The 13,539-nt window shown below is 48.1% G+C and carries 14 protein-coding genes; 8 read left to right on the top strand and 6 right to left on the bottom strand.

From position 1 onward, the window contains the following. Window positions 1-57: 57 nt before the first annotated feature. Window positions 58-1,245, top strand: coding sequence for an ATP phosphoribosyltransferase regulatory subunit (locus A3750_RS10255; protein ID WP_068454532.1), 1,188 nt, complete (start codon window positions 58-60; stop codon window positions 1,243-1,245). Window positions 1,246-1,300: 55 nt separating this feature from the next. Continuing rightward, complete coding sequence (locus A3750_RS10250; protein ID WP_068454537.1) at window positions 1,301-2,599, top strand: adenylosuccinate synthase; 1,299 nt, start codon at window positions 1,301-1,303, stop codon at window positions 2,597-2,599. Window positions 2,600-2,663: 64 nt separating this feature from the next. Here A3750_RS10250 and cmoB read toward each other — a convergent pair whose 3' ends face one another. From cmoB to dinB, 5 genes are read right to left on the bottom strand one after another with little or no spacing between them, the layout of a single operon-like run. Then, complete coding sequence (cmoB, locus tag A3750_RS10245; protein ID WP_068454540.1) at window positions 2,664-3,650, bottom strand: tRNA 5-methoxyuridine(34)/uridine 5-oxyacetic acid(34) synthase CmoB; 987 nt, start codon at window positions 3,648-3,650, stop codon at window positions 2,664-2,666. A 3-nt stretch (window positions 3,651-3,653) separates the two neighbouring features. After that, on the bottom strand, window positions 3,654-4,406 hold the full coding sequence (cmoA, locus tag A3750_RS10240) for a carboxy-S-adenosyl-L-methionine synthase CmoA (RefSeq protein WP_068454543.1): 753 nt from the start codon (window positions 4,404-4,406) through the stop codon (window positions 3,654-3,656). A gap of 1 nt (window position 4,407) precedes the next feature. Next, complete coding sequence (locus A3750_RS10235; protein WP_068454546.1) at window positions 4,408-4,794, bottom strand: hypothetical protein; 387 nt, start codon at window positions 4,792-4,794, stop codon at window positions 4,408-4,410. A 37-nt stretch (window positions 4,795-4,831) separates the two neighbouring features. Beyond that, window positions 4,832-5,809 (bottom strand): serine/threonine protein kinase, encoded by a 978-nt coding sequence (locus tag A3750_RS10230; RefSeq protein ID WP_068548241.1) that lies wholly within the window; start codon window positions 5,807-5,809, stop codon window positions 4,832-4,834. Between the two features lie 32 nt (window positions 5,810-5,841). Next, window positions 5,842-6,942: a DNA polymerase IV gene (dinB, locus tag A3750_RS10225; protein ID WP_068548240.1), complete on the bottom strand. Its 1,101-nt coding sequence runs from the start codon at window positions 6,940-6,942 to the stop codon at window positions 5,842-5,844. Between the two features lie 101 nt (window positions 6,943-7,043). Here dinB and A3750_RS10220 point away from each other — a divergent pair, with 101 nt between their 5' ends. Continuing rightward, complete coding sequence (locus A3750_RS10220; protein ID WP_068548239.1) at window positions 7,044-8,174, top strand: NAD(P)/FAD-dependent oxidoreductase; 1,131 nt, start codon at window positions 7,044-7,046, stop codon at window positions 8,172-8,174. 39 nt (window positions 8,175-8,213) lie between these two features. Here A3750_RS10220 and A3750_RS26075 read toward each other — a convergent pair whose 3' ends face one another. Beyond that, on the bottom strand, window positions 8,214-8,708 hold the full coding sequence (locus tag A3750_RS26075) for a ComF family protein (RefSeq protein ID WP_068548238.1): 495 nt from the start codon (window positions 8,706-8,708) through the stop codon (window positions 8,214-8,216). A gap of 421 nt (window positions 8,709-9,129) precedes the next feature. Here A3750_RS26075 and bioB point away from each other — a divergent pair, with 421 nt between their 5' ends. The 5 genes from bioB to bioD all read left to right on the top strand — a co-directional run. Then, window positions 9,130-10,218, top strand: a complete 1,089-nt coding sequence (gene bioB, locus A3750_RS10210; protein ID WP_068548244.1) for a biotin synthase BioB — start codon at window positions 9,130-9,132, stop codon at window positions 10,216-10,218. Window positions 10,219-10,233: 15 nt separating this feature from the next. Beyond that, on the top strand, window positions 10,234-11,460 hold the full coding sequence (gene bioF, locus A3750_RS10205) for an 8-amino-7-oxononanoate synthase (RefSeq protein ID WP_068548237.1): 1,227 nt from the start codon (window positions 10,234-10,236) through the stop codon (window positions 11,458-11,460). Then, entirely contained in the window at window positions 11,453-12,238 is a 786-nt protein-coding gene (locus A3750_RS10200) for an alpha/beta fold hydrolase (protein WP_068452246.1), read from the top strand. The genes bioF and A3750_RS10200 overlap by 8 nt, the downstream gene beginning before the upstream one ends. Continuing rightward, window positions 12,228-13,079 (top strand): malonyl-ACP O-methyltransferase BioC, encoded by an 852-nt coding sequence (gene bioC / locus A3750_RS10195; protein WP_068452249.1) that lies wholly within the window; start codon window positions 12,228-12,230, stop codon window positions 13,077-13,079. Before A3750_RS10200 ends, bioC begins: the two co-directional genes overlap by 11 nt. Next, on the top strand, window positions 13,076-13,539 hold a 464-nt coding region (gene bioD / locus A3750_RS10190; protein WP_068548236.1), incomplete at its 3' end, for a dethiobiotin synthase. The genes bioC and bioD, both read left to right, overlap by 4 nt.

Below are 13,539 nucleotides of genomic sequence, written 5' to 3'. Positions count from 1 at the left end.
TAGAATGATCTTTGAGAGCGAACGATTGATGATAACGAGAGTAAGAGTTAAGTCTTTATGAGTTTGACAGAACGTTGGTTATTGCCTGAAGGCGTCGATGAGTTGCTTCCGCCTGATGCATGGGCGCTTGAGAAAATGAGACGGTCGATGCTGGATGTCTACTCAAGTTACGGCTACGATCTTGTGGCGCCTCCGCTAGTTGAATTCATTGAAAGTCTGTTGACTGGCACTGGCCGCAAACTTGAGCTGCAGACCTTTAAAGTAACAGATCAATTGTCTGGTAGATTGCTCGGAGTTCGATCGGATATCACGCCACAAGCTGCTCGTATCGATGCGCATGTTTTAAAGAACCAAGCCATCTCACGTCTTTGCTATGTAGATAGCGTCGTGCATACCAAGCCTGAGCACATGATGACGAATCGTAGCCCGATCCAGATTGGTTGTGAGTTGTTTGGTGAGCATGGTGCGAGTGCGGATCTCGAAGTGGTCTCTTTGATGCTAGAAACGCTGCGATTAGCGGACGTCGATAAGGTACATATCGATCTTGCGCATGTAGGTATCTATCGTGGCCTTATGCGTTCAGCGCAGCTTGAATCGAGTTTGGAAGAAGCCGTTTTCGACGCCCTTAGCCGTAAGTCTATCCCCGAGCTAGATGCATTGTTCGCCGATTCAGAAGAGCCGGTGATTAAAATTGTGCGCGAAATTGCACTGCTCAGTGGCAGTATTGATGCGTTGGATGCCGTTCGAGAGAGCATATCTGCCATCGATGCATTGGCCGATGAGCAGACCTTAGGAGCGGTTGATGCGCTGAAAGTGTTTGCGGCTCAGTTGAGCGCGCGTTTTCCTAATATTGAACTAGGATATGATTTTTGTGAGCTCCGCGGGTATGACTATCATACGGGAGTAATGTTCAGCGCGTATACGCCTAACTTTGGTTATGCCTTGGCAAAAGGTGGTCGTTATGATGCCATCGGCGAAGACTTCGGTGCATCGCGACCCGCAACCGGCTTCAGCGCCGACTTGAAGACACTCGTTCGTTTGCAAGCACGTTGTGGCGAGCAGAATTCGCCGTCAAATTCCGTTTTAGCGCCTGCAGGCGACGATAGCGACTTGTTGAGCGCTATCGCTTTGCTAAGAAAAGAGAAACGGGTTATCCAGCGCTTGTCTGATTCCGATATTGATGATCATGGCTGCTCAAGTGAGCTTAAGTTGGTCGATGGCCGGTGGGTAGAAGTTAAAATTTAAGTGGCTTGGTGTTTTGTTACCGAGTCTGAAGCATTATCGCTAGAGAAAGAGATTTATGGGTAAGAATGTTGTCATTTTAGGCACTCAATGGGGTGATGAGGGCAAGGGCAAGATCGTTGATTTGCTTACAGAGCAAGTTACCGCGGTTGCGCGTTTTCAAGGTGGACACAATGCTGGTCACACGTTGGTTATTGACGGTGAAAAAACGGTATTGCACTTGATCCCTTCAGGTATTCTTCGTGACAACGTCACCTGCCTTATTGGCAATGGTGTTGTGCTCGCACCTGATGCCTTGCTAAAAGAAATGGGCGAACTCGAAGGTCGAGGCGTTCCTGTTCGTGAACGCCTGAAGTTAAGCCTTGCTTGTCCATTGATTCTTCCGTACCACGTAGCGCTTGACCAAGCGCGTGAGATCGCAAAAGGTGCAAATAAGATAGGCACGACAGGGCGAGGCATTGGTCCTGCTTATGAGGATAAAGTATCGCGTCGTGGATTGCGTCTTGGCGACCTAGCGAATCCCGCGTCTTTCGCCGAGAAGCTAAAAGAGATCATGACTTACCACAACTTTGTATTAGAGAATTTCTACAAGGTTGAGCCAATTTCTTATGAAAAGACATTGGAAGAAACATTGAAAATGGGTGAAGAATTGTTGCCGTTGGCTGTAGATGTAACCGACGAACTGCATGCCTATCGTGAGCGCGGCGACAACATCATGTTTGAGGGCGCTCAAGGTTCTTTGTTGGACATCGATCATGGTACCTATCCTTTTGTTACGTCTTCAAATACCACAGCCGGCGGGACAGCAACGGGTAGCGGTTTCGGTCCGATGTACCTCGATTACGTGCTTGGTATTACTAAGGCCTATACGACACGTGTTGGCTCAGGTCCGTTTCCAACAGAGCTTTTTGACGATAACGGTCGCCATTTAGCAGAGAAGGGGCATGAGTTCGGTGCGACTACGGGCCGCCCTCGCCGTTGTGGTTGGTTTGATGCTGTCGGCCTTCGACATGCTATTCAAATCAACAGCGTTTCAGGCATTTGTCTCACTAAGTTAGATGTTCTAGATGGCCTCGATACGATCAAGGTTTGTGTCGCTTATAAGACGAAAGCGGGTGAGAATATTTCGCGTCCTCCTCTGGACGGAGAGGGCTATGATGACCTTGAGCCGATTTATGAAGAGCTTCCTGGTTGGTCAGAGAGCACTCTCGGTGCTAAAACTCTGGATGAGTTACCTGAGAATGCAAGAGCGTATATCAAGTATTTAGAGCAAAAGGTTCAAGCGCCAATCGATATTATATCGACCGGGCCAGATCGTATTGAAACGATCGTGTTACGGCACCCATTTGACGCGTAAGAGCGTTACGTTTAAAAGGGCCTGGTAGAATTTCTACCCGGCCCTTTTTTATATTAAACACGTTTTAATTTGGTTTGCGAGCGACAAGGGTTGCACGAAGTGGAGCCGGGTAGCCCTCTACTGTTTTGCTTTGATCATTCGGGTTAAGAAAGTCCGAGAGGGATTGGAACTCCATCCATTTGGTCACTCGTTGTTCATCGCAGCTCGTTCGATTGAGGTCCACACAGTGTATGTCTTTAAAGCCAGCGCGTCGTAACCAAAGCTCCAGTGTGGATACGCTAGGCAAATACCAAACGTTTCGCATCATTGCGTAGCGGTCTTCAGGCATTAGTGAATAACCTAAAGGCCCGTCAACAACCAGCGTTTCTAACACAAGCTCTCCGCCTTTTCGCAATGCGCCCTTAAGTTCGTAGAGATGGTCTATCGGTGACTTTCGGTGATACAAAACGCCCATTGAGAAAGCGGTATCGAAGTACTCAAGTTGCGGCTCAAGATCTTCCATCCGAATGGGAAGCAAATGAATCGGCTCGCCTAGACCGCAGTACTTTTTGATGGCATTGAACTGCATTAAGAAAAGATAGCTGGGGTCGACGCCAATTACGCGACGCGCTCCGGCGCCGAGCATTCGCCAGCAGTGGTAGCCGGAACCGCAGCCTACGTCGAGGATGGCGCGGCCATTGAGTGGGCTGATATGGGGTTCGACTCTATCCCACTTCCAATCTGATCGCCATTCGGTGTCAATGTGCGTGTCAAATAGCTCAAAAGGTCCTTTGCGCCATGGAATCAGCTTCCTCAGTGCATCATCGAGTTGCGCTTGCTGGGCGGGGCTGATTGACCCAGAGGCTCCCACTTTAGAGGTGTCAAGAGAGACTTTTTCCACAGGAAGCGTTGGGAGTGCGTCTAATGCATCAATCCATCGTTGCATATCACCATGAGGTTTTTCGTATAGTTTCTGGTGTAGTAAACGTTCAAGAGACGGAAGCCAGCGCTTAAGTCGTGTATCGGATTGCATGTAGGCGACAAGATCGCCAAATACGTCGTCATAGTTCATGGGTTAAGACGCTTTAATCGCTAAGAAAGAAAAAAAGTTAAAGCATTGATACCAAGAAAAGGCGTCTTGAAAACCGGCATTTTTTAGGCGGGCAATATGGACATGCTCGCTTTCCGGCAGCAGCACTTGCTCGATTGCGTTACGCTTTTGACTGATTTCAAGGTCGCTATACCCGTTTGCTTTTTTAAATAACCAATGTAATTCCTGTTGCTCGTTTTGCTCTTTGATAGATTGAAACTGGAGCTTTTCCGACAATATAAGCACGCCGCCAGGCACGAGCGCCCGGTATATTTTCTGTATTAAAGCGGCCCGGTTATCTAGCGGCAGAAATTGAAGTGTAAAGTTCATGGTGACGACAGAACATGGCTCAAATTGGGTGTCTAAAATGTCAGCGCAACGCAGCTCAACCGGCGTCCTGTCATTATCTAGCTCGATATAGTGCTTGCACCGCTCAATCATTGAGGGAGAGCTGTCTATGCCGATGATGCGAGTAGCCTTATTTTTGGCTCCGTGGCGCATAGCGAGCGTTGATGCTCCAAGCGAACAGCCTAAATCATAGCAGGCAGTATCACTCTGAACATAACGCTCGGTGATGAGACTAATCATTGGGATAATCGTTTTGTATCCAGGCACGGAGCGTTGAATCATGTCTGGAAACACACGCGCAACGGCCTCATCGAACCTAAAATCGTTTTGCTGATCAAGGGGGGATGAGTACAGTTGGTCTGCTTCTTGTTCGGGCGTTTTGTCCGACACTTTATTGCTCCGCTAAGGTTTCCGAATTTGCGTTTACGCTCTGGCTGTCGACATCTCGTGGCTCGCACTTAATTCCGCGGTTTTTATAATCGACCAATAGGCCTTGCATTGCATGATCTTTGTCATTTCGAATAAACAGATAGCCTTCTTGGCAAAACGAAGTTTGATATGAGGGTTTTGGGGAAAGCCGATATTGGCCTTCGTCTTCAGTTGGCACAAATACGACCTTATAGCTCGCTAGATCGAACTGGTCTTTGCTCTCGGGATGGTGAATTTTATTCTGCCACTCCAGAACGCCAACTGTGCCGGCAATACTCAGGAAGATGGCCAGTACCAGCGCGCGAACACTGACTGTGTCTGCGCTTTTTTGGCTCGAATCTTGTCTCATTATGAAAGCTCGTTCTAAAAGGTGCTGATTGTAGAGTTTAGGGCATAAGTTGCAAGGGCGGTTCGTTTAAAGCGCTTAATTGTTCTCTTAACTCCAAGATGTGCTCCGACCAATAGCGCTCGGTATTGAACCAAGGGAAGTGCATTGGAAACGCCGGATCTTTCCAGCGTTTTGCCAGCCATGCCGAGTAGTTCATGATGCGCATGGTGCGTAGTGTTTCAATAAGGTTTAACTCTTTTAGGTCAAAGCTCGCAAACTCTTCATACCCTTCAAGGAACTCGCTCAAGAGGCTGGTTTGCTGAAGTCGATCGCCTGATAATAATAACCAAATGTCTTGCACTGCGGGGCCCATAACGCAATCATCAAGGTCTACAAAAAAAGCCTGATCTTCACGCCAAAGGATATTGCCCATGTGGCAATCGCCGTGAATGCGCTGATCTCTCGCTTTGTGGTGCGCCAATATCGACTTCATCGTTTTTACTAGATCGTCTGTGAGCGTATCGTATGCGGTTTGTAAGCTCATTGGGAGGAAGTCATTTTCCAGCAAGAAGGCTCTGCTATTTATTGCCCATTGTTCAAGCGACATGGTTTGACGATGCTCGAACTGTTTGCTTGACCCAACCTGATGCATGCGTCCGATATTTAGACCTATTCGATACATCGTATCCGGTAGCTCTAATTCCGGCGCATAGCCGCCCTGCATAGGAAATAGAGCGAATTGAAAGCCCTCAAACTCGTGAAGAGACTTCCCGTTAATGATCAATGGTGCGACCACGTTGATGTCGTTCTCCTGAAGCTCAAAAGAGAAGGCATGTTCTTCAAGGATAGCCTCTTTGTCCCATCGTTGAGGTCGGTAGAATTTTGCAATGCAAGGTGCGCTCTCTTCGAGTCCAACTCGATAAACTCTGTTTTCGTAGCTATTGAGCGGAAATATTCGTTGGTCACTGAGTAGATCGAGCGATTCGACCGCGTCGATCACCATATCCGGTAAAAGTCGTTCGTATGGGTGTTCCAAAATATCCGCCTTGCTGCTGATTAATTACCGGCTTATGTATCGGGTTGAATACTTCCGGATGGTGGGTCAGAGAACAAGTCTAACTGAAGTTCGTCTTTTTTGTTGTTGCCTATGCGTAACCCAAGCCCAACGAGACGAACGGGAAGTTGCTTGCGCTGCCACGCCTTGCGCATCATACCTCTAAACGCATCTTGATCTGCCCACGGCTCGGTGCCGCTCTGTATAGCTTCTTCCAAAGTAGTTTGGGAGAAGTCTTTGAACTTGATCTTCACGAATCGACCGCTTACGTTTTCTGTCGGTTTCAGTTTTTCACTTCGTTTTTTCAGTTCTAAAAATAGCTTCTTTAGGAGGGAATCCAGCTCGTTGGATAAAACAAGATCCTCGTCAATGGTTGTCTCGACAGACAAAGACTTTCGCTGCCGCTGAGTATTTACAGGTCGGTCATCGACTCCATGGGCGAGGGTTGCCAAGCGAGAGCCGTATTTACCAAAATGCAAGATCAGCTCGGATTCTGACCTCTGCCGAAGGTCGTTGCATGTCTCGATACCAAGAACTCGCATTTTTTCAGCGGTTACGCGACCAACACCATTAATCTTTTTGACTGGCAAAGCTTGCACGAACGCATCCACATGGCTTGGTTCTATAACAAATACCCCGGCAGGCTTTCGCCAGTCACTCGCTATCTTGGCAAGAAACTTATTTGGCGCGACGCCGGCCGACACCGTGAGGTTGAGTTGCGCTTTAATTTCAGCTTGAATGGCTTTAGCAATCAGCGTTGCACTGCCTTGGTATTGCGGTGAATCCGTAACATCAAGGTAGGCTTCATCAAGCGATAAGGGTTCGACTAGTTCTGTGTACTGATGAAATATTGCATGCATTTTCTGAGAGGCTTCTCTATACGCCGCAAATCTTGGCTTAATAAAGATGAGGGATGGGCAAAGCGTTAAGGCTTTCGATGAGGCCATCGCCGAGCGCACACCGAAACCTCGAGCAATATAGTTGCACGTTGCGACGACACCGCGACCGTTTGGGTTGCCTCCGACCGCAATCGGATGCTGTTTGAGCTCGGGATTGTCCCGCTCTTCAACTGAGGCGTAGAACGCATCTGCGTCGATGTGGATAATTTTGCGCATGGCGTGTTAGTTTAAGGAAATATCGATTGGGCGTCTGTTTTGGGCGCTCTATGTGATTAAAAATTAATATGTGTTCGCGGTTTTAGAAGGAAGCAGTAGAGATGTCTCAGGAGCGTTATACGCTGGATACAGTTGTTATAGGTGCCGGCGTGGTGGGATTGGCTGTTGCGCGCGCATTGGCGATGTCCGGGCGTAGTGTTTGGATTTTGGATAAAGAAGAGGGTTTTGGAAGGCAAACTTCCTCTCGGAACAGTGAAGTCATTCATGCGGGAATTTACTATCAACTCGATTCCTTGAAGGCGAGGTTATGTGTACGTGGTAAGCATCTGATTTACCAGTACCTCGAAGATAATTCATTACCTTTCGCGCGGTGCGGAAAGCTCATTGTTGCGACAAATGATTCACAAGCTGATCGTTTGGCTCAGATCAAGCTCCAAGCTAAAGCGAATCAAGTGGAAGACTTAGAGCAGTTGGGCATGGTTCAGATTCGTGCTCAGGTGCCTGAAATAAACGCGACCTCAGCGTTGCTTTCGCCATCTACTGGCATAGTAGATAGCCATGCTTACATGCAGTCTTTGCTTCATGATGCCGAAATGTCGGGGGCGACTTTCTTGCCCAATACCGAGATCGAGGTTCGAAGTGTCTCACCTAATAAGTTTGAGTTGGAGTTGCTTGGCCAGAACGCGTTACTCGAATGTTCAGAGCTGGTAAATGCAGGGGGTCTGTTTTCAAGTTCATTGTTGTCTCAGGTGGAGACCTTCCCAAAACATTGCTTGCCAGAGCCGGTATACGCGAAAGGAAGCTATTTTAGTTACTCTGGTCGCGTACCTTTCAAGCAGCTCATCTATCCAGTTCCAGAGGAAGGCGGGCTTGGAGTGCATTTGACACTCGATTTGTCCGGTGCAGCGCGTTTTGGGCCTGACGTTGAATGGTTGAAGGTTAATGGTAATGCAGGTCTCAACGCATTTGATTACTCGGTTGATAAGGCAAAAAAGGCGCAATTTGTCGATCGCATCAAGTCCTACTGGCCAAGCCTAGATGAAAGCAAGCTGCACGCGGACTATTCCGGTTTGCGGCCAAAAATCCGCTTTAACGGTGAACTCTATCCGGATTTCTGCATTCAGTCTGAGAGCGAGCATGGTATCAGCGGCTTGGTGAACCTATTTGGAATAGAGTCGCCGGGTTTAACGGCTTCTTTGGCCATTGGAGAGTTCGTAGAAGACTTGTTGTAGCGCATCAAGGTTTATTCGTCTAGCATCACCGCCATTCATTTATTTAAACGATTGTTTGGTTGTTCGAGCAAAAGCCCATACTTCAACTTTGCCTGCGCCGCGAGCCTTTAGAAGCCCAGCAACTAAATCAAATGTTGCGCCGGTCGTCATTACATCATCGACGACCGCAACATGCTTTCCTTTTAAGTTCGTCCCAGGACTAACCACAATGCTATTCTTTAAGTTTTTCAATCGCTCTGTTCGTCCTAGCGAGCTTTGTGACTCGGTTGTCTGTGTTTTTATGAGTAACGTCGGGTTGAACACGAGTGAAAGTTCCATGGCGCACTGAGCGGCTATTTCGCGGGCATGATTGTAGTTCTTGTCGCGAAGTTTGTCGGGATGCATGGGTACACAACAAACAAGATCCGGAAAAGGCTCGCGATCGTTAACTCTTTGCTCTGCAAGCAATTGACCAAGTAATCTCGCAATAAAGCGTCGATTTTGATACTTGAGACGATGCACGAGAGTTGAGGAGGGGAATTCATACCTTGTCACGATATACGCCTTGTCAAACTGTGGTGGCGTAGCTCTGCACTCTATGCAGTGAGTGTGACTGTTGATGCTCGACAGGGGGAGGGAGCATTGCACGCATTTTTGTTTGTCGAGCGAAACGAGTAAATCCGCTTTGCAAGCATTGCATATTAACAGCTGGAGTGTGCCCTTAGCATTACAAAGGCAGCATGTGGAATAGAAGTATGCGTTTGTAAATGTTGCGAGTGCGCGGAGCGATATGAGGGTTTGCAGCGCATGTAGTATTATTTCTGACTTGTTAACCAAAAATACAACAAGGGTTGACAACTTTTTGGGGAAGAATATCATGCACACTATCCTTGTGTTGCAGTTGGGTATCCCTTTACCCGATCCGCTTCATGATACCATTTTTATAACAGTTCTAGAAAAGAGGCTTGAAGCACAAATGAGTAATTCGTCACTTGGTGTCGTTCGACACGATTGGACCAAGCAAGAAGTGCAGGCGTTATTTGATCTGCCGTTTAATGATTTGCTGTTTCAAGCGCAATCCGTGCACCGACAAAATTTTGATCCGAACGAAGTTCAAGTAAGTACTTTGTTGTCGATAAAAACAGGGGCCTGCCCTGAGGATTGTAAATATTGCCCTCAAAGTGGTCATTACAACACCGGCCTCGAGAAAGAAAAATTGATGCAAGTACAGGCTGTTTTGGACAAGGCAAAACAGGCAAAAGAAAAAGGCAGTAGTCGGTTCTGCATGGGCGCTGCATGGAAGCACCCCAGCGATAAAGACATGCCTTACGTCGTCGAAATGGTGAAAGGTGTCAAAAAGCTAGGTTTAGAAACCTGTATGACGCTAGGGATGTTGCGTGATGATCAAGCGCAAGAGCTTTCAGAGGCCGGCTTAGATTACTATAACCACAACCTTGATACCTCTCCGGATTTTTACGACAAGATCATCACCACGCGCAGCTATCAGGACAGGCTGGATACGCTTCAACATGTTCGTGATGCCGGCATGAAAATTTGTAGTGGTGGTATTATTGGCATGGGCGAGCGGGCCTCAGATCGTATTGGCCTTTTGGTGCAATTAGCAAATCTGCCGCAGCAGCCTGAGAGCGTCCCAATCAACATGCTGGTGAAAGTAAAGGGTACGCCTTTAGAGAATGTCGAAGATATCGATAATTTTGATTTCATTCGCTGTATTGCGGTTGCGCGCATCTTAATGCCCGAGAGTCATGTTCGACTTTCTGCGGGGCGCGAGTCGATGAGTGATGAAATGCAAGCGCTCACGTTTATGGCTGGCGCGAACTCTATTTTTTATGGCGAATGCCTGCTCACGACGCCAAACCCGGAAACACACAAAGATATGCAGTTGTTCAAGCGGCTTGGTTTACGCCCAGAGCAGCGTATCGAAGAGTCTGATGAAACCCAAGAAGCAGTCTTGGAAAATGCCATTGCTAAGGATCAGGAAGCGAAGAATCCTATGTTCTATGAAGCTTCGGGTAGCGCAGCCGAGGCGAGTGCAAAGCACTAAGGTAAGTATTGGTTTATGGCCTATGAGCGTTTGGAATGGGAGTCGAAGCTTTCTGATATTGAGAACGCGGGCCTGCTAAGATCTCGAAGAACGATTGCATCTTCTCAAGGCCCGAGTGTTAGTTTATCTGGCTTTCTAGGGCGGGGCGCTCGTACCCCGTCCCACTCACGTTTTCGTAATTTTGCAAGTAATGATTACCTAGGGTTTGCGGATCATCCGCAGATTAAAGAAGCTGCCCTTGATGCTTTGAATAAGTTTGGTTTGGGGAGTGGATCTTCTGATGTTGTCTGTGGCCATTTTGAGCCTCACGACCAGCTTGAGCAAGCGCTCGCCAAGTTTACAGGAAGGGATAAGGCATTGTTGTTCTCGTCAGGCTATATGGCGAATCTAGCTGTTTCTGATGCACTTTGCGACCCCAAGAGCTTGATCCTTCAGGATAAACTAAATCATGCTTCGTTAATTGATGGCGCAAAGCTTTCTGGCGCGAGAAGTCAGCGCTATCTTCATTCTTCCATCGAAAGCTTGGATTCCTATCTAACGAAGTTCTCTACAAACGGAACTTATGGTCAAAAGCTGATTATCACAGACGGCGTCTTTAGTATGGATGGCGATGTCGCGCCTTTAGGTGAATTGGCTAAGTTAGCGGATCAATTTTCGGCCTTGTTAGCCGTCGACGATGCTCATGGCTTGGGCGTTCTAGGCGAGGGAGGGCGTGGTTCAGTGGCCGAGGCCGGGTTATCGCAAGAGCAATGCCCGTTATTAATCGGTACGTTTGGGAAAGCTTTTGGGACCTTTGGCGCTTTTGTGGCAGGACCAAAAGCGTTGATGGAAGTTTTTGAGCAACGAGCGCGCTCCCATATTTATACGACAGCCTTGCCGCCCGCTATTGCTGCGGCTACAAATGCGAGTTTGCACCTTGTAGAGCAAGCCGGAGAGCAACGTGCGCATCTCCAAAGCCTTATAGAAGCATTCCATAAAGAGTTAGCAGGAGATGGTTTTGAGTTGCTTCAATCAAGAACCGCTATACAAGGCGTTGTAATTGGCGCAAACGAATCGGTGATGAGAACCGCACGGTTTCTTGAAGAGTCTGGCTTATTAGTTGGGGCAATCCGACCGCCTACCGTCTCACCAGGTAGTTCGCGCCTCCGTATTACCTTAACGGCGACACATACCATGGACGATCTTGATTGCTTGGTGACAGCGCTGCGTAAGGCGAGAGATTTGGGGTGCTTGAGTGAGTGATCCACGAGCCGTCAAGGTGTTATTTCTGAATGGCTGGTCTTTGGACTCTTCGTTTGTTGAGCCCCTTCTGCAAGCTCTGGGAGAGGGAGTGACTTACCAAGTTCTTGATGTCGATGCACGATTTTTTGAAGATTCGTGGCCTTCCAGCTTAGTGAGCTTGATTGATCAAGATACAGTGATTATGGGGTGGTCGCTTGGCGGCATGCTCGCAATACGACTCGCCGCATTTTTAGAAAAGAATCAACGAGACTACCGGAAATTAGTGACGCTGATGGCTTCGCCGTCGTTTATCAATAGAGAGGGCTGGAGTTGTGGTATGAGCGAGTCCGATTTTGCGCAGTTTAAAATGGCGGCGGAGTCGGATCAGCTTGTCGTAAAAACGTTTCCGTACCTGATGCTTGGTCCTAAACAATCGGTTGTCGGGACATCAGAAACAACTCTACTCGCTAATCGAACTTTGCTGTCTGAGATAAGACAGCGCTATCGGGGCTCCCTACAAAGCTCTGAGAATCGAATTGCCACATTAGCTTTATTGGAGCAGCTCGATCTAAGGAAAGAGCTCTCAGCACTTCAGCAGCAAGCTATTCTGTTGTTTGCTGAGGATGATTTGCTTGTACCTAACATGACCGCGCAGGTAGTCGAACAGCTATATCCTCACCATCATGTCCATCTCGTTGAGGGAGAGGGGCATTTGTTGAACGCTCCTATTTTAAAGTTGGTTAGTACCTTATTAGGTTTGTCTCTAGGGACGAGTGCGGCGGTGACTTGTGAGCGCTAGCAACGTCGATAGTAAGGTACATCTAGCAAGTTCCTTTGGTCGGGCGGCGCAGAGCTATGATCGTTCAGCGCATATGCAAAAGATCGTTGGCCAAGAACTGTGCGACAAGGTGTGCAGCTCTTGGGGGGATGTACGATTGCGCCCCCCCTCAGTTCTGCTTGACCTTGGTTGTGGTACAGGCTTTTTTGGTGAGCGCTTGTTTTCGGAATTCAATCCAAAGCAATTCGTTTTTGGGGATATTTCCGCAGCGATGCTCCAGTGCGCGCTGTCTAGAGTTCAAGGCTGGGGTCTCGAATCGGATAGTGTTGGCTCGCGTGTTACAGGGGTTCAGCTTGATGCCGAGAAGCTTAGCCTGGCTCCAAACTCCGTAGATTTGGTGTTTTCCAGCTTGGCATTACAGTGGGCTCAGGATTTAGAGGGTGCACTCCAGCAAATAATGAGTGCACTGAGTGATAATGGTGTGCTCGCTTTTTCAACCTTGCTCGATGGGACTTTGGTTGAGCTAAAGACGTCTTGGGCGTCTGTTGATCATCGGCGCCACGTTAATGAGTTTTTGCGGTTTGATGATCATCTTCAAATAGCGGATATGCTGGGTTATTCAGTGGAGAATGCTGAATGTAGCGACGTAATCCTCTCGTATGATAAGCCAATTCAGTTGATGAAGGATTTAAAAGCCATTGGTGCCCATAATATTTCAAGCGCGCGCCCAAAGTCTTTAATGGGTAAGTCAAAGCTTAGCTCAGTGCTCGCTGCATACGAAGGCTATAGAAGGGATGATGGTTCTGTGCCCGCCACATACCGTGTCGGGTATTTTATTTTAAGGAAGACAAAAAACGTATGAGAAAGTTTTTCGTTGCAGGTACCGATACGGAAGTTGGCAAGACCTATGTTAGTTGTCGTTTACTCGAGCTCGCTCACCATCAAGGCATGAGTAGTTTGGGGCTCAAGCCCGTTGCTGCTGGCTGCGAGCTAGATGGTGCTGAGCTAAAGAATGAAGATGCAATTGCTTTGATGCATAGTTCGTCAATCAAGTTGCCCTATGCCCAAGTTAACCCTGTGGCATTGCCTGATCCTTGCTCACCGCACATAGCAGCCACTCGCGCGGGAAAAAGCTTGAATGCGTCAAGACTCGCGGGTTATTGCCGGGGCGCATTATTGCAAAAGGTTGACTTTGCGCTGGTAGAGGGTGCGGGAGGATGGCGCGTTCCGATTAGTCCGCGAGAAACGATGGCAAGCTTGGCAGTGGAATTGGATTATCCTGTTGTACTTGTTGTTGGGTTGCGACTCGGATGCATAAATCA

The sequence above is a fragment of the Oleiphilus sp. HI0079 genome, assembly GCF_001635105.1.
Note: the sequence above shows the minus strand (reverse complement) of the source record. Positions and strands in the feature narration are given on the sequence as shown.